Raw genomic sequence first — 19,859 nt, forward strand, 5'->3', positions numbered from 1 at the left:
CTCACTCCGACAGCGGGCGGCCGTTGGCGTCGGTCTCGAATGCGGGGGTGCGCGCCAGGATCATGATCCCCTCGACCAGACCCCACAGGGAGCCGAAACCGCAGGTCACGATCGTCACGACGATCTGGATGATGCCGATGGTCGTGTAGCCGAGCATGAAGCGGTGTACGCCGAAGCCGCCGAGGAAGATCCCGAGCAGGCCTGCTGCCAGGCGGCTCGTGCCGACGGTGCCGGGAGCCGGGTACCCGGTCTGCTGCGCCCCGGCGTATCCGCCCGCAGGGGCTGCGCCGTAGCCGGGTGCAGACCCCGGAGCGCCGTGCGGGTCCGCATCGTCGGCGCCCGGCGCCTGGGGCGAAGCCCCGTAGGGAGAGGTGCCGTAGGGATCCGAGCCGTAGGGGGCGGAGCCGTAGGGCGCGGAGGCGCCCGGATCCGAGCCGTACGGAGCGGAGCCGTACGAGGAGGAGTTCCCTCCACCGCTCGGCGCAGCACCGTAGGGATTCGCATCCTGGGAGGTCGAGCCGTACGAGTCAGAGCCGTACGAGTCGGAGCCCTGCGACGCGGAGCCGTAGGGCGCGGCCCCGGAGGACGGCTCTTGGATGTCCGGGTTCTGGATGTCTGGGTTCTGGAGGTCCGGGCTCTGGGCGTCCGACGCAGCGGGAGCGCCGGCGTCCGGCGCCGCCCACGTCTCGCTCTCGCCCTCGGGCTGCGGATTCGGGCTCGGGTTCGGGGTCCAGGAGGAGCTCATGGCGCCCACAATACGGCGCGCGCGACGAGGATGCACGAAGGGCGAATGCACCGCGGTGCATCCGCCCTTCGCGGCAGGTCGGGACCCTCGGATCAGCGCTTGCGCTTCTCGCGGATCCGCACGCCGATCTCGATCGGCGAGCCCTCGAAGCCGAAGTCCTCGCGCAGGCGGCGCTCGATGAAGCGGCGGTAGCCGTGCTCGAGGAAGCCGGAGGCGAAGATGACGATCCGCGGCGGGCGGGTGCGCGCCTGGGTCGCGAACAGGATGCGGGACTGCTTGCCGCCGCGCAGGGGGTGCGGGTGCGCGGCCACGAGAGTGCCGAGGAAGGCGTTCAGGCGAGAAGTGGGGATGCGGGTGTCCCACGACTCCAGCGCGATCTTCAGCGCCGGCACGAGCTTGTCGGTGTGGCGACCGGTGCGCGCCGAGAGGTTCACCCGCGGCGCCCACGCCACGTGCCCGAGATCCTTCTCGATCTCGCGCTCGAGCTGGTGGCGGCGCTCCTCGTCGATCAGATCCCACTTGTTGAACGCGAGCACGAGCGCGCGGCCCGACTCCAGGACCATGTCGATGATCTTGAGGTCCTGCGTGGAGATCGGCTCGGAGGCCTCGAGCAGCACGACGGCCACCTCTGCGCGATCGAGCGCGGAGCGCGTGCGCAGGGACGCGTAGAAGTCGGCGCCCTGGGTCTGCAGGATGCGGCGGCGGATGCCGGCGGTGTCGACGAAGGTCCACACCTCCCCGCCGAGCTCGATCTTCTCGTCGACGGGGTCGCGCGTGGTGCCTGCGAGGTCGTCGACCACGACCCGGTTCTCGCCGGCGAGCTTGTTCAGCAGCGAGGACTTCCCGACGTTCGGGCGGCCGACGAGCGCCACGCGGCGCGGCCCGGAGTCCGGAGCCGCCCCGCGGCCTTCGGCGGGCAGTGCGGCGACGACGGCGTCCAGCAGGTCGCCGGAGCCGCGGCCGTGGGTCGCGGAGACCACGTGCGGCTGCCCGAGCCCCAGGTTCCACAGCGCCGCCGCCTCCATCTCGGTGCGGGCGTCGTCGACCTTGTTGGCGACCAGCAGCACGGGGCGCTTCGCCTTGCGCAGGACCTTGAGGAGCTGCTCGTCGGTGGTGGTGATGCCGACGGTCGCATCGACCACGAACATCACGACGTCCGCGAGGTCGATCGCGATCTCGGCCTGCTCGGCGACCCGGTACGCGATGCCCTGGACGCGGTCCTCCCAGCCGCCGGTGTCGACGAGCCAGAAGTCGTGGCCCGTCCACTCCGCTTCGTAGAACACGCGGTCGCGCGTGACGCCAGGGGTGTCCTCGACGACGGCCTCGCGGCGGCCGAGGATGCGGTTGACCAGCGTCGACTTACCGACGTTCGGACGGCCGACGACCGCGACGACCGGCAGGTTCTTCCGCTCGCGCGCGGGGAGTGCATCGTCCTCCTCGCCCTGCAGGAGCTGGAGATCCTCCTCATCGAGCGCGTAGTCGTCGAGCCCGGCGCGCCAGACGCTCTCGATGTCCTCGTCCTGCAGCTCGTCGCTCAGGCCGGCCCGCTCCTCGCGCGCCGCGGCGGCCTCCGCCCGGCGCAGCTCGCGCTCGGCGGCCTTCTCCGCGCGGACCTTCTCGACCAGCTTCAGCAGGTGCGTGAGGACCTCGTCGACGCTCAGCTCGGTGGTGTCCAGCGCGATGACGCCGTCGGCCGGGACGAGGAACTCCGAGACGGTGGAGTCGTCGCGGTCGCGGCGCAGCACCTGGTCGCGCATCGCCGCGCGGGTCTCCTCGGTGTCCTCCAGATCGAGCTCGGCCGCGCGGCGCGCCATGCGGGCATCCGGGCTCGCCGTCAGCAGGATCCGGAGGTCGGCATCCGGGGCGACGACGGTGGTGATGTCGCGGCCCTCGGCCACGCACACGCCGCGCTGGGCGGCGGTCGCCAGCAGGATCTCGCGCTGGCGGCGCTGGAGGATCGTGCGCACCTGCGTGTTCGTGGCGACTGCGCTCACGGCCTCGGTGATCGTCTGCGCGCGGATGGCGGCGGTGATGTCCTCGCCGCTGACCACGACGGAGGCGCCGTTCGGGTCCGTGCCGAGCTCGAGGTCGATCTCGCGGGCGACGTGGGCGACGGCGTCCTGATCGTCTAGGTCGACCTCGTCGGCCAGGCACACCCAGGTGACGGCGCGGTACATCGCGCCGGTGTCGAGGATGCCGCCGCCGGTCGCCTCCGCGAGGAGGCGGGCGATGGTGGACTTGCCGGAGCCGGCAGGGCCGTCGATCGCGACGCTCACTCCGGGGGCGTGCTGCCGCGGCGCGGGGGTGGGAAGGCCAGGATCGAGGGTCTGCATCCCCCCAGGATACGTGGCCTCAGGCGTCGGCGACGGTCCAGCCGCGCTCGCGCAGGGCCGTGGTGAGCAGTGACTCATGGGCGCGGGCCACGGCGACGTGCGCGAGGCCGACGGGCTGGCCGAGGCTGTGCTCGAGGCGCAGATCCTCGAGGTTGACCCCGATCTGCCCCATCTCGGTGAGCAGGCGCCCCAGCTCTCCGGGCGCATCGGGCACCAGCACCACGACCGCGGCGAAGGAGTCCGTCCCGGAGCCGTGCTTCCCGGGGATCCGCGCGACTCCCGCGTTGCCATCGGCGATCAGCCGCGCGACCTCGCGGCGCGAGCCGACGGCCGGATCGGGATCGCCCTGCAGGGTCGCGAGCGATCCGATCAGCGAGTCGAGCCGGCCGCGGATGTCCTCGAGCACCGGGGTGAGGGCACGGGCGTTCGCGCTGAGGATCTCCACCCACAGGCGCGGATCCGAGGCGGCGATGCGGGAGGTGTCCCGCAGGCCCTGCCCGGCGAGATCCAGAGCGATCCCCTGCGCATCGAGCAGCGCGGCGCCGAGCAGGCTCGCGACCACCTGCGGGGCATGGGAGACGTGCGCGACCGCGGCATCGTGCTCGGCGGCGCTGAGGTTCACCGGGAGGGAGCCGATCTCGACGGCGACGCGTCGCAGCAGCGAGACCGCTGCGGGCACCGTCCGCTCATGCGGGACGATCACGAAGGGCCTGCCGCGGAACAGGTCGGTCTGCGCGGCGATCACCCCGGAGGTCTCGCGACCGGCCATCGGATGCCCGCCGATGTAGCGGGAGATCTGCTCCGCATCGAGCTGCCCCTCGGCCTCGCGGCGCAGCAGCCCGTCGAGCACGACGGACTTCACGCTCGCGACGTCGGCCACGATCGCCCCGGGATGGGCCCGGAGCTGCTCGGCCACGAGGGCGGCGGCGACGTCCGGCGGCGCGGCGACGAGCACGAGCGCGGGCTCCTCGTCGTCCTCCCGGATCGCCCGGCCCACCCCGAGCTCGATCGCGAGGGCAGTGGTGCCCGGAGAGATGTCGCTGACCTGCACCTCGGCGCCGGCGGCCCGCAGCGCGAGCCCGAGGGAGCCGCCGATGAGGCCGGTGCCGACGATCCGCACAGGACCGGGGAGGAAGCCTTCGGCGGGCACCGGACCGTGCGCACGGACCGCCGGCTCAGCGGCCCGCTCAGCGGTCCGCTCGGCGCCGCTCACAGACCGACCTCGGCCATCAGCGTGCCGAGCTCGCGCCCGCTCAGCTCGCGGGTCTCCCCCGCCCCGAGGTCGCCGAGCAGGACCGGCCCGATGCGGGTGCGCATCAGGGAGGTGAGCTCGTGGCCCTGCGAGGTGAACATGCGCCGCACGATCCGGTTGCGGCCCTCGTGCAGCGTGACCTCGACGACCGCCTCGCGGCCGTCGTGCGCGATGAGCCGGGCGCGATCGGCGCGCGCGGGACCGTCCTCCAGCTCGACGCCCTCGCGCAGGGTCTTCAACAGCACCCGGGGGAACGCGCCCGGAGCATCGAAGCGGCAGATGTACGTCTTCTCGATCTCGAAGCTCGGATGGGTCAGGCGGTGCGCGAGCTCGCCGTCGTTCGTCAGGAGCAGCAGCCCCTCGGTCTCGTAGTCGAGGCGGCCCACGTGGTAGAGGCGCGAGGGGTAGCGCTCGGCGAACTCGGTGAGATCGCGGCGGCCCTCGGGATCGTGCATCGCGCTGACCACGTGCCGTGGCTTGTGCAGGACGACGGTGAGCTTCGCGTCATCGAGCTGGAGGCGCCGGCCGTCGACATGGACCACCTGCACGGCGGGATCGATGCGGATCCCCTGCTCCTGCGCGACGCGCCCGTCGACGCTCACGCGGCCCTGGGCGATGATCGCCTCGCACGCCCGGCGCGAGCCGAAGCCCGCGCGCGCGAGCACCTTCTGCAGCCGCTCCCCCTCCGCGGGGGCGCCGCCGTCGGCGGTCTCCGCGGGGGCAGACGGGCGCACACGCTCCCCCTCGGAGTCGCGCAGCCGGACCTGCCGGGGCGGGGTGAAGGCGCTGCGCCGGCGCTTCGCGGGACCCTGCTGGCCGGAGGACGAGCGGGAGGCGGAAGCACCCGAGCTGGAGCGCGGTGCCGGCACCATCAGGCGGCGCCGCCGCGCGCGATGAGCTCGCGCGCGAGCTGGCGGTACGCCTCCGCGCCCTTGTTGCCCGGGGCGAAGGAGGTGATGGGCTCGGCGGCCACCGAGGCATCGGGGAACTTCACGGTGCGGTTGATGGTGGTGCGGAAGACCTTGTCGGGGAACGCCTCGACCACGCGCTGGCTGACCTCGCGGGCGTGGAGGGTGCGCGGATCGAACATGGTGATGAGGATGCCGTCGATGTCGAGCCGCGGGTTGATGCGGTCCTGCACCTTCTCGATGGTCTCGACCAGCAGGGCGACACCGCGCAGCGCGAAGTACTCGGCCTCGAGCGGGATGATCACGCCGTGGCTCGCGGCGAGGGCGTTCACGGTCAGCAGGCCGAGCGAGGGCTGGCAGTCGATGATGATGACGTCGTACTCGTCCGTCAGCGGGCGCAGCACCCGGGCGAGCGCCATCTCGCGCGCGACCTCGTTGACCAGCTGCACCTCCGCGGCCGACAGGTCGATGTTGGCCGGGAGCACGTCGAGGTTCTCGGTGGAGGTGGACTGCACGACGTCATGGACGTCGTGGGAGCGGTCCAGCAGGAGGTTGTAGACGGTGACGTCGAGCTCGTACGGGTTCACCCCGGTTCCGGCGGACAGTGCGCCCTGCGGATCGAGATCCACCAGCAGCACCTTGCGGCCGAGCTCTGCGAGCGCCGCGCCCAGGCTGATCACGCTCGTGGTCTTGCCGACCCCGCCCTTCTGGTTGACCATCGAGATCACGCGGGCGGGCCCGTGGCTCTCGAGCGCCGGGGGCTCCGGGAAGTCCGGGAGCGGAAGCCCGATGGGCCCCAGGTCGAGATCGAGGGTCAGCTTCGAGGAGTCGCTCACGTGGGTCAGTCCTGTCGTCTCTTCGGGGTCTTCGGCTCGCGGGCCAGTCTATGCCCCGTGGCGGGCGCGGGGATGCGCCGCTGCATGGGCCTCGCGCAGGGAGTCCACCGTGACCTGCGTGTACAGCTGGGTCGTGGTGACGGAGGCATGGCCGAGCAGCTCCTGCACGGTGCGGACGTCCGCACCGCCGTGGAGGAGGTGGGTGGCATAGGAGTGGCGCAGGGTGTGCGGGCTGATCTCGCGCTCGATCTCCGCCGCGCTCGCAGCGCTCTGCACGATCGCCCAGGCCGCCTGGCGGGTGAGGCGGGTGCCGCGGATCCCGAGGAAGATCGCCGGGGTGCCGCGGCCTCGCGCCGCAAGGGCGGGGCGCGCCCGCGTCAGGTACGCCTCGAGCGCCTGGGCTGCGAAGCGGCCGACGGGCACCACGCGCTGCTTGTCCCCCTTCCCGTGCAGCAGGGCCGCGCGGGAGGAGAGGTCGACGTCGTCGATGTCCAGTCCGATGGCCTCCGAGATGCGCGCCCCGAGCCCGTACAGGATCTCCAGCAGGGCGCGGTCGCGCAGCGCGCGCGCCTCGGGCAGGATCCCTGTCCCCGGCCGGCCTGCGGCCTCGATCAGCCGCTCGGTCTCCTCGATCGAGATCGGGTGCGGCAGGGTCCGGGGCCGCGCCGGCGTGGGGGCGAGGCGCGCGGGGTCGCCGGTGGCGGACTCGCGCTCCTGGTCGAGGAAGGCGTGGAGCCCCCGCACGGCCGCGAGGGCCCGCGCCGCGCTCGAGGCCGCGAGCGGCGCTCCCCCGTCGGCGCCCGTGCGCAGATCCTGCGTCCACGCGGAGATGTCGTGCGGGCGCACGGCGGTCAGCGCGATTCCCGAGCCCGCGAGGTGCTCCAGATAGCGCGTCAGATCACCGCGGTAGGCCGCGAGGGTGTTCGCGGAGAGCCCGCGCTCGATGCGCAGGTGAGCCAGGTGCTGCTCGAGCCGGCGGGCGTCCTCAGGGCGGGGTGCCACCGGGGCGGCCGCCGTCAGAAGCGGACGAAGGGATCGATCGCCAGCGCCACGAACAGGAGCGTCAGGTAGGTGATCGAGCCGTGGAAGACGACCATCGGGCCGAGCGCCTTGCCCTCGAGGCCGCGGTGGGTGCGCACCGCGTAGCGGATCACGAGCCACAGGAACCAGGCCCCAGCGGCGGCGGCGGTGAGGCCGTAGACCCAGCCGGTGCGCCCCAGCGGGATGATCGCGAGGCTGCAGGCGATCATGAGCACGGTGTGCATGATCATCTGGTGCGCGACGTTCGTGCGCGAGGAGACCACGGGGAGCATCGGCACTCCGGCGGTCTCGTAGTCCTTCGTGAACTTCTCGGCGAGCGGCCAGTAGTGCGGGGGCGTCCAGAAGAAGATGACGAGGAAGAGCAGGAACGCGGTCCAGGAGACCGTCCCCGTCACCGCCGACCAGCCGATCAGCACGGGCATGCACCCGGCGACCCCGCCCCAGACGATGTTCTGGGAGGTGCGGCGCTTGAGGATCATCGTGTAGAAGACGACGTACAGCAGGATCGCCCCGAGGGCGAGGGCGGCGGAGGCCCAGTTGACCAGGAGGCCGAGCCACGCCACCGAGACGATCGACAGCGCGATGCCGAAGACGACGGCGGCGCGCGGGGACACCTCGCCGGTGATGATCGGGCGGTTGCGCGTGCGGCGCATCTTCGCGTCGATGTCGCGATCGAGATACATGTTCAGGGCGTTCGCGCCGCCGGCGGCGAGGTAGCCGCCGATGATCGTGGCGAGAATCAGCCACGGCGAGGGGAACCCGCCCTCGGCGAGGAACATCGTGGGGATGGTGGTGATCAGCAGGAGCTCGATGATCCGGGGCTTGGTCAGCGCGACGTACGCGCGCAGCGTCCGACCGAATCCCCCTGACTGCTCGGGCTGCGAGGGGGTTCGCCGGCTGCTGCCGACGGCGGAGGCTCCCTGCGTGGCAGTCACCGTCCACCATCCTTCCGATTCCGGGGGTGCACAGGCGATCGCTCGCGCACCTGCCGAGTCTACGGCCTGTGCCCTCCGAGCGGGCGGCGGTCGCGACGTGATGTGCGCGGCGGCGGCGAGCTGGGGGCGCGCGCGGCGGCGTCGTGAGGGGCGCGCGGCAAGCGAAGGACACTCATGCCCCTCCCTGCCTGCGCGGTCTAAGGTGGAGGAGTCGGCGCGCATGCGGGACGACCGCCTACCGGCCTTCGTCCGCGCGCCCATCACCTTCGAGCGGCACAGCACCGCCGCTCCCGTCGGAAGGAACTGCTTTCGTGACTGATTCGTACAAGGGAATCGACGGCTGGACCGAGCTGGACAAGCGGGCCATCGACACCGCTCGCGTGCTCGCCGCTGACGCCGTGCAGAAGGTCGGGAACGGGCACCCCGGCACCGCCATCAGCCTCGCGCCGCTGGCCTACCTCCTCTACCAGGACGTCATGGTCCACGACCCCGCGGACACCGACTGGCTGGGCCGCGACCGCTTCGTCCTCTCCGCAGGCCACTCGAGCCTGACCCAGTACATCCAGCTCTTCCTCGGCGGCTTCGGCCTCGAGATGTCGGACATCGAGGCGCTGCGCACCTTCGAGTCCAAGACCCCCGGCCACCCGGAGTGGGGCCACACCAAGGGCGTGGAGACCACCACCGGTCCGCTCGGCCAGGGTCTCGCGACCGCCGTCGGCATGGCGATGGCGCAGCGGCGCGAGCGCGGCCTGCTCGATCCCGAGGCCGGCCTCGGACTGAGCCCCTTCGATCACTACACCTACGTGATCGCCTCCGACGGCGACATGCAGGAGGGCGTGACCAACGAGGCCTCCTCGATCGCGGGCACGCAGAAGCTCGGCAACCTCATCGTCGTCTGGGATGACAACGACATCTCGATCGAGGGCCACACCGACATCGCCTTCACCGAGGACACCGCCGCGCGCTACGAGGCGCTCGGCTGGCACGTGCAGACGGTCGACTGGACCAACGGCGGCACCGAGTACGTCGAGGACCTCGCCGCCCTCAAGGATGCGATCGAGACCGCCAAGAGCGTGACCGACAAGCCGTCCTTCATCGCTCTGCGCACGATCATCGCGTGGCCCTCCCCCAAGCAGGGAAGCCACGACTCGCACGGCTCCGCCCTCGGCGACGCCGCGATCGCCGAGCTCAAGACCACGCTCGGCTTCGACCCGGAGCGCACCTTCCAGGTCGACGAGGACGTCCTCGCCCACACCCGCTCCCTCGCCGAGCGCGCGCAGACCGCGCGCAAGGCCTGGGACGAGAAGTTCGAGAGCTGGAAGTCGGAGAACCCCGAGGCCGCGAAGCTCCTCGAGCGCCTGCGCTCCCACGAGCTGCCCGCGGGCTGGGAGGACGCCCTCCCCGCCTTCGAGGCCGACGCCAAGGGCGTGGCCACCCGCGCCGCCTCCGGCACCGTGCTGAACGCGCTCGCGCCGGTGCTGCCCGAGCTGTGGGGCGGCTCCGCCGACCTCGCCGGCTCGAACAACACCACCATGAAGGGCGAGCCCTCGTTCATCCCCGCGGAGCGCTCCACCGAGGAGTTCCAGGGCAACGAGCACGGCCGCACCCTCCACTTCGGCATCCGCGAGCACGCCATGGGCGCGATCCTCACGGGCATCAACGTGGACGGCCTCACCCGCGCCTACGGCGGCACGTTCTTCCAGTTCGCCGACTACATGCGCGGCGCCGTGCGCCTCGCGTCGCTGATGGGCGTGCCGGACATCTTCGTGTGGACCCACGACTCCGTGGGCCTCGGCGAGGACGGCCCCACCCACCAGCCCGTCGAGCACCTCGCGGCCTACCGCGCGATCCCGGGTCTCAGCATCGTGCGCCCCGCTGATGCCAACGAGACCTCGGCCGCGTGGAAGGCGACCCTCGAGCACCGCGACGGCCCCGTCGGCCTGATCCTCACCCGCCAGGCTGTTCCCACGTTCGACCGCTCCGAGTACGCGGACGCGAGCGGCCTCGCCAAGGGCGGGTACGTGATGAAGGACGCCGAGGGCGGCGAGCCCGACGTCATCCTCATCGCGACCGGCTCCGAGGTCCAGTACGCCGCGCAGGCGCAGAAGGACCTCGCCGAGCAGGGCGTGAAGGCGCGACTGGTCTCCATGCCGTGCGTCGAGTGGTTCGACGCGCAGGACGAGTCCTACCGCGAGTCCGTCCTCCCGAGCTCGGTGCGGGCGCGCGTGAGCGTCGAGGCCGGCATCGCGCAGTCCTGGTACAAGTACCTGGGCACCGCGGGCCGCGCCGTGAGCCTCGAGCACTTCGGCGCCTCCGCCGATGCGGCCACGCTGTTCGCCGAGTACGGATTCTCCGCCGACGCGGTCGTCGCCGCGGCGAAGGAATCCCTCGAGGCCGCCAAGGCCTGATCCGACCGGGGCGGGGCCGAGAAGGCCCCGCCCCGCTCTGCTCGCCCCACTCCGCACGTCACCGGAATCCGCACGCGAAAGGACCATCCTCATGGCTCAGAACACCCGCACCCAGGCTCTCTCCGACGCAGGCGTCTCCATCTGGCTCGACGACCTCAACCGGCTCCGCCTCACCTCCGGCACCCTCCAGGAGCTCATCGACTCCTCCAACGTCGTGGGCGTGACCACCAACCCCTCGATCTTCCAGGCCGCGATCTCCGGGGCCGAGGACTACGACGCCGACATCGCGGAGCTCGCCGGCTCCGGTGCCGACGTCGACGCCGTGGTGGAGAAGCTCACCACCGACGACGTCCGCAGCGCCTGCGACCTCTTCCGCCCGATCTTCGAGCAGACCCACGGCCAGGACGGCCGCGTCTCGATCGAGGTCGACCCCCGCCTCGCCCACGAGACCGAGAAGACGATCGCCCAGGCCCACCGCCTCTTCGAGATCGTGGACCGGAAGAACGTCATGATCAAGATCCCCGCCACTCGCGAGGGCCTCCCCGCGATCACGGAGGTCATCGGCGCCGGGATCAGCGTCAACGTCACGCTGATCTTCTCCGTGGACCGCTACCGCGAGGTCATCGATGCGTACCTCGCCGGTCTCGAGAAGGCCGTCGAGAACGGCCACGACCTGACCACCATCTCCTCGGTCGCCTCGTTCTTCGTCTCCCGCGTGGACTCCGAGATCGACGCGCGCCTCGAGAAGCTCGGCGGGGACGCGCTGGCGCTGCGCGGCAAGGCCGGCGTGGCGAACGCCCAGGTCGCCTTCGGCCTGTACCTCGAGCAGTTCTCCGGGGAGCGCTTCGCCGCGCTGAAGGAGAAGGGCGCGAACGTGCAGCGTCCCCTCTGGGCCTCCACCGGCGTGAAGAACCCCGAGTACTCGGACACCCTGTACGTCGACAACCTCGTCGGCTCCCCGAGCGTGAACACGATGCCCGAGAAGACCCTCGAGGCCGTCGCGGATCACTCCGAGCTCGCCGCTCCGCTGGACGCGGACGCTGCGCAGCGCGCCGAGGCCGTCCTCGAGGAGGTCGCCGCCGCCGGCGTCGACCTCGATGACGTGTGGCAGGTCCTCGAGACCGAGGGCGTGGACAAGTTCGAGAAGGCCTGGGGCGAGCTGTACGAGACCGTCGGCGCTGCCGTCGCGAAGGCCGCGAAGGCCTGATCCCCCGCTCCAACCCGGCCGGGCGGCGCACCGATCGGTGCGCCGCCCGGCCTCCCCTCGTGAGAGCATCGCGGAACCGGCCGGTCCGGTTCCGCATCCTGCTGAAAGGACCTCAGTGAACGACTCGTCCACAGCGCAGAACCCTCTGCGCGACCCCCGCGATCGGCGACTGCCGCTGATCGCCGGCCCCGCCTCGATGGTGATGTTCGGCGTCACCGGCGATCTGGCCAAGAAGAAGCTGCTGCCCGCCATCTACGATCTCGCCAACCGCGGGCTGCTCCCGCCGAGCTTCGGCCTCGTGGGATACGGGCGCCGCGAGTGGAGCCATGACGACTTCGCCGACTACGTGCGCGAGAGCGTCGAGGCGCACAGCCGCACCCCCTTCAACGAGCAGACCTTCGAGCAGCTGCGCGGCGGTCTCCGGTTCGTGACCGGCACCTTCGACGATCCCGAGGCGTTCCAGACCCTCACCGACGTCGTCAGCGAGCTCGACCGCACGCGCGGGACGGGCGGCAACCACGCCTTCTACCTCTCGATCCCGCCGGACGCCTTCCCCGAGGTCTGCTCCCAGCTCGCGAACTCCGGGCTCAACACCCCGCGCGACGGCTCCTGGCGCCGCGTCGTCATCGAGAAGCCCTTCGGCCACGACCTCGCCTCCGCGAAGGAGCTCAACGCGGTCGTCGAGCAGGTGTTCCGCCCCGAGGACGTCTTCCGCATCGACCACTACCTCGGCAAGGAGACGGTCCAGAACATCCTGGCGCTGCGCTTCGCCAACCAGCTGTTCGAGCCCACGTGGAACGCGAACTACGTCGACCACGTGCAGATCACGATGGCCGAGGACATCGGCATCGGATCCCGCGCCGGCTACTACGACGGCATCGGCACGGCGCGCGACGTCATCCAGAACCACCTCCTGCAGCTCCTCGCTCTCACGGCGATGGAGGAGCCGATCTCCTTCGACGCCCGCGACCTGCGGGCCGAGAAGGAGAAGGTGCTCGCCTCCATCACGCTCCCGGAGGATCTCTCCCTCCACACCGCGCGCGGCCAGTACGTCGCCGGACTGCAGGGCGGCGAGGAGGTCAAGGGCTACCTCCAGGAGGACGGCATCCCCGCCGACTCCGTCACCGAGACCTATGCCGCGATGCGGCTGGACGTGAACACGCGCCGCTGGGCGGGCGTGCCGTTCTACCTGCGCGCGGGCAAGCGCCTGGGCCGCCGCGTCACCGAGATCGCCGTGGTGTTCAAGCCCGCACCGTTCCTGCCGTTCCGCTCCACGGACACCGCGGACCTCGGCCAGAACGCGATCGTCATCCGCGTGCAGCCCGACGAGGGCGTGACCATGCGCTTCGGCTCGAAGGTCCCGGGCACGCAGATGGAGGTCCGCGACGTCAACATGGACTTCCAGTACGGCTCCTCCTTCACCGAGGAGTCCCCGGAGGCGTACGAGCGGCTGATCCTGGACATGCTGCTCGGCGATCCGCCGCTGTTCCCCCGCCAGCGCGAGGTGGAGCTGAGCTGGGAGATCCTCGACCCCATCACCGCGTACTGGGCCGAGAACATGCCCCCTGCCCCCTACCGCCCGGGCACCTGGGGCCCGGAGACCGCACACGACATGCTGGCCCGCGACGGGCGCAGCTGGAGGCGACCATGATCACCACGCTGAACGACACCACCGCATCCGCCATCGACAAGAAGATGACCGAGATGCGCGAGACCTTCGGGGTGAGCACGCTCAGCCGCGTGCTCACGCTGATCATCGTCGCCACCGGCGAGGACATCGACGCGCCGCTGCAGGCCGCGGTCAAGGCGAGCCATGAGCACCCCAGCCGCGTCATCGTGGTCGACGCCGACACCGAGGCGCCCACGGGCCTGGACGCGGAGATCCGCGTGGGCCGGGACGCGGGCGCCGGGGAGATCATCATCCTGCGCGCTCGCGGAGAGGTGATGACCAGCCTGGACACGCTGATCAACCCGCTGCTCCTGCCGGACTCCCCCATCGTCACCTGGTGGCCGGAGAACGCGCCCTCCTCCCCCATGCACGACACGCTGGGCTCCATCTCCCAGCGCCGCATCACCGATGCGATGGCGTGCCCGGAGCCCCTCGCCACCATGAAGCGGCTCCGCCGCGGCTACGGCAGCGGCGACTCCGACCTCTCGTGGGCGCGGCTGACCCGGTGGCGCGGCCTCGTGGCCTCCGCCTTCGAGCTGCCCCCGCAGTCCATGCCCTCCGAGATCGTCGTGATCGGCGATGCCGAGGATCCTTCGACCGTGCTCATGGCCGCATGGCTGAGCATGGAGCTGGGCGTCGAGGCGGAGATCCAGGCGCCCACGATCGCGCGCGGCCCCGGCCTCGTGGGCGTGCGCTTCGTGCGCGAGGACGGACGCATCGAGCTGATCCGCACCGCTCCGGACTCCGTGGACCTGCGCCTCTCGGGCGACCAGGAGGACCAGAAGATCCCGATGGTCGAGCGCGGTCTTGACGAGCTGCTCGCCGAGGAGCTGCGCCGGCTCGATCCCGATGAGGTCTACGGCGAGACCCTCGCCCACGCCTTCTCGGGCATCGAGGACGCCTCGACGTACGCCGAGGGCAAGCCGGCTCCGGCCGACGTCGTCTCCGCCTCGGAGGAGGAGCTCTCCCTGCGCGCGGCCGATGACATCGCCGCCCTGCTCGCCGCCGCGATCCGCGAGCGCGGCGAGGCGCACCTCGTGGTCACCGGCGGCACCGTCGGCACGCGCGTCGCCGCCGCCCTGCCCCGGGCCTTCTCGGCCCGGCAGGTCGATGCCTCCGCCGTGCACGTGTGGTGGGGCGACGAGCGCTTCGTCGAGGACGGCTCGCCCGATCGCAACGACGAGCAGATCCGCGAGTCCTTCCTCGAGGCCGTGGACCTGAATCCCGCCAAGGTGCACCGCGTCCCCTCCTCCACGAGCGGGATGTCCCTGGAGGACGCGGCGGCCTGGTACGGGCAGCAGCTCGACCGCGCCGGCGGCGACCAGCCGTTCCACACCCGCGGGCAGGCGTTCTTCGACGCCCTGCTGCTGGGCATGGGCCCGGACGGCCACGTGGCCTCCCTGTTCCCGGAGCACCCGGATCAGGGACGCGACGCCGCCAGCGCCATCGCGGTGCACGATTCGCCGAAGCCCCCGCCGGAGCGCGTCTCGATGAGCTGGCCGGTGCTGAACTCCGCGCGCCACGTGGTGCTGCTGGCCGCCGGTGAGGAGAAGGCCGGCGCCGTGCGCGCGGCCCACGGCGGGATCGATCCGTGGAACGTGCCGGCATCGTCCGTGCGCGGTCTGGAGTCGACCACCTGGTACCTCGACGAGGCCTCGGCCGCGGAGCTGGAGACGGCCTCCGCCGGCGACCTGGGCGATGCCCAGAAGGGCTCCGCCGAGGACTGAGCCCGCGGACGCAGCAGAAGAGGAGCCCTCCAGGCGATGCGCCTGGAGGGCTCCTCTTCTGTGCGCGGATCCGGTGCGCGATCTGCCCGCGGGCAGGGTCAGGCGATGAGGCCGGAGCTCAGATGAACCGCTCCAGCACTCCGAGGCCGACGGCGGCGCCGCCCCAGAGAAGAGCGAGGATCACCGTGAGGCGCGTGAGGTTGCGCTCGGCGACTCCGGAGGCGCTGGCGGTCGCGGAGACGCCGCCGCCGAACATGTCCGAGAGTCCGCCGCCGCGGCCGCGGTGCAGCAGCACCAGCATGACCACGAGGATGCTGGTGACACCGAGCACCACCTGCAGGATGATCTTCAGCAGGTTCAGATCCACGAGCACAGCACCTTCCGACGGGATGGGACGACCGCTTCAGGATACGCCACGGGCCGGACACCTCTGCGAGGGCCGGCCCGTGGGATGCGCGACCTCAGCGGCCGCGGTCAGAGCGATCAGTCCTGGAAGCGGACGATCTTCGCGAACTCGTCGGCCTTCAGCGAGGCGCCGCCCACCAGGGCGCCGTCCACGTCGGGCTTCTCCATGAGCTCGGCGACGTTCGAGGACTTCACCGAACCGCCGTAGAGCACGCGGACGGAATCGGCGGCGGAGTCGCCGTGCGCGGCGCGGATCCAGTCGCGGATCGCCGAGCACACCTCCTGCGCGTCATCGGGGGTCGCGACCTCGCCGGTGCCGATCGCCCAGACGGGCTCGTAGGCGATGACGGTCTTCTCGACCTCGGCGGCGCTGAGGCCCTCGAGCCCGCCCTCGACCTGCGCGAGGCTGGTGGCGACCTGCTTGCCGGCCTTGCGGTCCTCGAGGCCCTCGCCGACGCAGAGGATCGGGACGATGCCGTTCTTCAGCGCGGCCTTCACCTTGGCGTTCGTGACCTGCTCGGTCTCGCCGTGGTACTGGCGGCGCTCGGAGTGGCCGACAGCCGCGTAGGTGCAGCCCAGCGCCGCGAGCATCTGCCCGGAGATCTCGCCGGTGTAGGCGCCCTCCTCGTGCTCGGAGATGTCCTGGGCGCCGAAGGAGATCGGCAGCTTGCCGGCGTCGACGACGGTCTGCACCGTGCGGAGGTCGACGAAGGGCGGGAGGATCGCGGCCTCCGCCTTCGAGGAGTCCAGGCCCTTCAGTGCGTCGCCGAGGTCCTCGACGAGAGCCTGGCCCTGCTTCCAGTCCAGGTTCATCTTCCAGTTGCCCGCCATGAGCGGGATGCGGGGGGTGGTCATGAGGCGTCCTCCTCGAGGATGGTGATGCCGGGCAGGTCCTTGCCCTCGATGAGCTCGAGGGAGGCGCCGCCGCCGGTGGAGATGTGGGAGAACTTCGACTCGTCGAAGCCCAGGGTGCGAACGGCGGCCGCGGAGTCCCCGCCGCCGATCACGGTGTAGCCGGGAGCCTCGGCGAGAGCCTCGGCCACGGCCTTGGTGCCGGCCGCGAAGGCCTCGAACTCGAACACGCCCATCGGGCCGTTCCAGAAGACGGTCTTCGCGTCGGCGATCTTCTCGGCGAACAGCTCGCGGCTCTTCGGGCCGATGTCCAGGCCCTCCTGGTCCGCGGGGATCTCGTCGGAGGGGACGATCGTCGCCTCGGCGTCGGCCTTGAACTCGCGCGCCACGACGGTGTCGACCGGCAGGATGATCTCCACGCCGTTCTTCTCCGCCTGCTCCATGTAGCCCTTGACCGTGTCGACCTGGTCGGCCTGGAGGAGCGAGATGCCCACCTCCCAGCCCTTCGCCTTCATGAAGGTGTAGGCCATGCCGCCGCCGATGATGATGCGATCGGCCTTGGTCAGGAGGTTCTCGATGACGCCGAGCTTGTCCGAGACCTTCGCGCCGCCGAGGATGACGACGAAGGGGCGCTCGGGGTTCTCGACGACCTTGCGCAGCGCCTCGACCTCGGAGCGCACCAGCTGGCCGGCCGCAGCGGGCAGGAGCTGAGCGAGCTCGTAGACGGAGGCCTGCTTGCGGTGCACGACGCCGAAGCCGTCCGAGACGAAGGCGTCGCCGAGGGCGGCGAGCTCCTTCGCGAACGCGGTGCGCTCGGCCTCGTCCTTCGCGGTCTCCCCGGCGTTGAAGCGCAGGTTCTCGAGGATGGCGACCTGGCCGTCCTCCAGAGCGGCGACGGTCTCCTGGGCGGAGGCGCCGACGGTGTCGGTCGCGAAGGCGACGTCCGCTCCGAGCAGCTCGGACATGCGCGCGACGACCGGCTTCAGGGAGTACTTCTCCTCCGGGGCGCCCTTGGGGCGGCCGAGGTGGGAGATGACCACGACGCGCGCGCCGGCGTCCGCCAGCTGCGTGATCGTAGGCAGGGCGGCGCGGATGCGGCCGTCATCGGTGATGGTGGTGCCGTCGAGGGGCGCATTCAGATCGGCCCGGACGATCACGCGCGTGCCGCGCAGATCGCCCAGGGTGTCGATGGTCTTCAGCACGTGGGCTCCTTCGGAGGAGGGCCGCTGCGGGAGGCGCTGGGCGGCGGGATGGTGACGCGGGCGGAGCCCGCCCGAATGCCGGCCCCGGGGAGGGGTCGGCACCGGACGGGCTCCGTCACGAGAGGGCTCAGGTGCTCAGAGGCTCTTGCCGACGAGGGCGGTGAGCTCGACGAGGCGGTTGGAGAAGCCCCACTCGTTGTCGTACCAGGAGAAGACCTTGACCAGGTTGCCGTTCACCTTGGTGAGCTGCGAGTCGAAGATCGAGGAGTGCGGGTCGCCCTCGATGTCCTTCGAGACGATCGGATCCTCGGTGTAGCGCAGGATGCCCTTGAGGGGACCCTCGGCGGCCTTCTTGATCGCGGCGTTGATCTCCTCGGCGGTGACCTCGCGGCTCGCCTCGAAGGTGAGGTCCGTGATCGAGCCCGTGGGGACCGGCACGCGCAGCGAGTAGCCGTCGAGCTTGCCCTTCAGCTCGGGCAGCACGAGCGCGACGGCCTTGGCGGCGCCGGTCGTGGTGGGGACGATGTTCAGCGCGGCGGCGCGTGCACGACGGGGATCCTTGTGGGGGCCGTCCTGGAGGACCTGGTCCGAGGTGTAGGCGTGGACCGTGGTCATGAGGCCCTTGACGATGCCGAACTCGTCGTTCAGGACCTTCGCGAAGGGAGCGAGGGAGTTCGTGGTGCACGACGCGTTGGAGATGATGTGGTGCTTCTCCGGGTCGTAGTCGCCCTCGTTGACGCCGATGACGAAGGTGGCGTCCTCGTTGGTGGCCGGAGCCGAGATGATGACCTTCTTCGCGCCGGCCTCGATGTGCGCGGCGGCCTTGGTGGCGTCGGTGAAGATGCCGGTGGACTCGATGACGACGTCCGCGCCGATCTCGCCCCAGGGGAGGTTCTTCGGGTCGCGCTCGGCGAAGGCCTTGATGACCTTGCCGCCCACGGTGATGCTGTTCTCGTCGTAGGAGACGTCCTCCTTGAGGACACCGCCGATCGAGTCGTACTTGATGAGATTCGCGAGAGCGGCGTTGTCGGTCAGGTCGTTCACGCCGACGATCTCGATGTCAGCCTGCTGCTCGAGCGCGGCGCGCAGGAAGTTGCGGCCGATACGGCCGAAGCCGTTGATTCCAACCTTGACAGTCACGGTTCCTCCTATTTCGCAGCATCTGCTGCGGGGTGAGTGTCGCGCACTCCCTCGTACGCTCGGACGACCGCGGCGCCGTTCGGAAGAGCTCCGAGACGATGTCCACGACCTGCGTCGAGTCTAGCAATGCGCTCTGACATGCCCAGGGTATTCCGTCCCGGAGCGCCCGGCGTCCCCGTTCGTCATGCGGTCGCGGAGTGCTCCGCTGCATCGAGGTCCAGATCGCGGTCCTCGAGCTCGGGGATCTGGTCGGTGGCGGGGATCCCGAGCTGCTGGGCGCGCTTGTCGGCCATCGCGAGCAGCCGCCGGATCCTGCCGGCCACCGCGTCCTTCGTCATCGGGGGCTCCGCGCAGCGCCCGAGCTCCTCCAGGCTCGCCTGGCGGTGCTCGAGCCGCAGCCGCCCCGCCTCCTGGAGATGGTCGGGGACGTCGTCGCCGAGGATCTCCAGGGCGCGCGCGACCCGCTGCCCGGCCGCGACCGCAGCCCGCGCGGAGCGGCGCAGGTTCGCGTCGTCGAAGTTCGCCAGCCGGTGCGCGGTCGCCCGGACCTCCCGCCGCGTGCGGCGCTCCTCCCACACGAGGACCGTGTCGTGGGCGCCCATGTGGGTGAGCAGCGCGGCGATGGCGTCGCCGTCGCGCAGCACGACGCGATCGCCGCCGCGCGCCTCGCGCGCCTTGGAGGCGACGCCGAGACGGCGCGCGGCGCCGACCATCGCGAGGGCCGCCTCGGGCCCCGGGCATCCGAGCTCGAGAGCGGCGCTGCGGCCGGGCTCGGTCAGCGTGCCGCGCGCGAGGAACGCGCCGCGCCATGCGGCGCGCGCGTCGATCGCGGCGCCGCCGACGACGGCCGGGGGCATGCCGCGCACAGGGCGGCCGCGCGCATCGAGCAGTCCGGTCTGGCGGGCGAGGACCCCTCCGTCCCCCAGCACCCGCACGGTGTAGAGGGTGCTGCGGCGGATCCCGGAGGGCGCCGTCACGAGGATCTCGCTCGGATGCCCGAAGACGTCGGCGATGATCGCGCGCAGGCGGCGCGCCGCCGCAGGAGAGTCCAGCTCCGCCTCGATGACGATCCGCCCGCCCTGCAGGTGCAGCCCTCCGGCGAAGCGGAGCATCGCGGCCGCCTCCGCCTTGCGGGCCGACGGCCGAGTCACCTCCAGCCGTGCGAGCTCCTCCTTGGCGTCCGTGGTCAGTGCCATCGG

16 protein-coding genes are annotated in these 19,859 nt (G+C 71.4%); 4 read left to right on the forward strand and 12 right to left on the reverse strand.

Features of this window, described 5'->3' with window-relative positions:
- Position 1: 1 nt before the first annotated feature.
- The 7 genes from Bequi_RS14235 to Bequi_RS08205 form a co-directional block, all read right to left on the reverse strand.
- Positions 2–745, reverse strand: a complete 744-nt coding sequence (locus Bequi_RS14235) for a TM2 domain-containing protein (protein WP_283774833.1) — start codon at positions 743–745, stop codon at positions 2–4.
- Between the two features lie 92 nt (positions 746–837).
- Positions 838–3,078 (reverse strand): bifunctional cytidylate kinase/GTPase Der, encoded by a 2,241-nt coding sequence (gene der / locus Bequi_RS08180; RefSeq protein ID WP_249737448.1) that lies wholly within the window; start codon positions 3,076–3,078, stop codon positions 838–840.
- Positions 3,079–3,097: 19 nt separating this feature from the next.
- Entirely contained in the window at positions 3,098–4,228 is a 1,131-nt protein-coding gene (locus Bequi_RS08185) for a prephenate dehydrogenase (protein WP_249737449.1), read from the reverse strand.
- Between the two features lie 59 nt (positions 4,229–4,287).
- Positions 4,288–5,202, reverse strand: coding sequence for a pseudouridine synthase (locus Bequi_RS08190; protein ID WP_249737450.1), 915 nt, complete (start codon positions 5,200–5,202; stop codon positions 4,288–4,290).
- Positions 5,202–6,074, reverse strand: a complete 873-nt coding sequence (locus tag Bequi_RS08195; RefSeq protein WP_249737451.1) for a ParA family protein — start codon at positions 6,072–6,074, stop codon at positions 5,202–5,204. Before Bequi_RS08195 ends, Bequi_RS08190 begins: the two co-directional genes overlap by 1 nt.
- A gap of 48 nt (positions 6,075–6,122) precedes the next feature.
- On the reverse strand, positions 6,123–7,076 hold the full coding sequence (locus tag Bequi_RS08200) for a tyrosine recombinase (RefSeq protein WP_249737452.1): 954 nt from the start codon (positions 7,074–7,076) through the stop codon (positions 6,123–6,125).
- 14 nt (positions 7,077–7,090) lie between these two features.
- The gene (locus Bequi_RS08205) at positions 7,091–8,050 is read right to left on the reverse strand and encodes a heme o synthase (protein WP_347271984.1); all 960 of its coding nucleotides are present in this window, start codon (positions 8,048–8,050) and stop codon (positions 7,091–7,093) included.
- A gap of 311 nt (positions 8,051–8,361) precedes the next feature.
- On the opposite strand from Bequi_RS08205, the gene tkt reads away from it, so the two are divergent.
- The 4 genes from tkt (at position 8,362) to pgl (ending at position 15,061) form a co-directional block, all read left to right on the forward strand.
- A complete protein-coding gene (gene tkt, locus Bequi_RS08210) occupies positions 8,362–10,458 on the forward strand; it encodes a transketolase (protein WP_249737453.1) in 2,097 nt (698 codons plus the stop codon).
- 91 nt (positions 10,459–10,549) lie between these two features.
- Positions 10,550–11,665, forward strand: coding sequence for a transaldolase (gene tal, locus Bequi_RS08215; protein WP_249737454.1), 1,116 nt, complete (start codon positions 10,550–10,552; stop codon positions 11,663–11,665).
- A gap of 115 nt (positions 11,666–11,780) precedes the next feature.
- Positions 11,781–13,316: a glucose-6-phosphate dehydrogenase gene (gene zwf / locus Bequi_RS08220; RefSeq protein ID WP_249737455.1), complete on the forward strand. Its 1,536-nt coding sequence runs from the start codon at positions 11,781–11,783 to the stop codon at positions 13,314–13,316.
- On the forward strand, positions 13,313–15,061 hold the full coding sequence (pgl, locus tag Bequi_RS08225; RefSeq protein ID WP_249737456.1) for a 6-phosphogluconolactonase: 1,749 nt from the start codon (positions 13,313–13,315) through the stop codon (positions 15,059–15,061). The genes zwf and pgl overlap by 4 nt, the downstream gene beginning before the upstream one ends.
- A 118-nt stretch (positions 15,062–15,179) precedes the next feature.
- Here pgl and secG read toward each other — a convergent pair whose 3' ends face one another.
- From secG to whiA, 5 genes are all read right to left on the reverse strand, one after another.
- A complete protein-coding gene (secG, locus tag Bequi_RS08230; protein ID WP_249737611.1) occupies positions 15,180–15,422 on the reverse strand; it encodes a preprotein translocase subunit SecG in 243 nt (80 codons plus the stop codon).
- 122 nt (positions 15,423–15,544) lie between these two features.
- The gene (gene tpiA / locus Bequi_RS08235; RefSeq protein WP_249737457.1) at positions 15,545–16,321 is read right to left on the reverse strand and encodes a triose-phosphate isomerase; all 777 of its coding nucleotides are present in this window, start codon (positions 16,319–16,321) and stop codon (positions 15,545–15,547) included.
- Complete coding sequence (locus tag Bequi_RS08240) at positions 16,318–17,517, reverse strand: phosphoglycerate kinase (protein ID WP_249737612.1); 1,200 nt, start codon at positions 17,515–17,517, stop codon at positions 16,318–16,320. The genes tpiA and Bequi_RS08240 overlap by 4 nt, the downstream gene beginning before the upstream one ends.
- 138 nt (positions 17,518–17,655) lie before the next feature.
- The gene (gene gap / locus Bequi_RS08245; protein WP_249737458.1) at positions 17,656–18,660 is read right to left on the reverse strand and encodes a type I glyceraldehyde-3-phosphate dehydrogenase; all 1,005 of its coding nucleotides are present in this window, start codon (positions 18,658–18,660) and stop codon (positions 17,656–17,658) included.
- 182 nt (positions 18,661–18,842) lie between these two features.
- Positions 18,843–19,856, reverse strand: coding sequence for a DNA-binding protein WhiA (gene whiA, locus Bequi_RS08250; RefSeq protein WP_249737459.1), 1,014 nt, complete (start codon positions 19,854–19,856; stop codon positions 18,843–18,845).
- Between the last annotated feature and the right edge of the window lie 3 nt (positions 19,857–19,859).

Source organism: Brachybacterium equifaecis, assembly GCF_023509525.1.
Taxonomy (GTDB): Bacteria; Actinomycetota; Actinomycetes; order Actinomycetales; family Dermabacteraceae; genus Brachybacterium; species Brachybacterium equifaecis.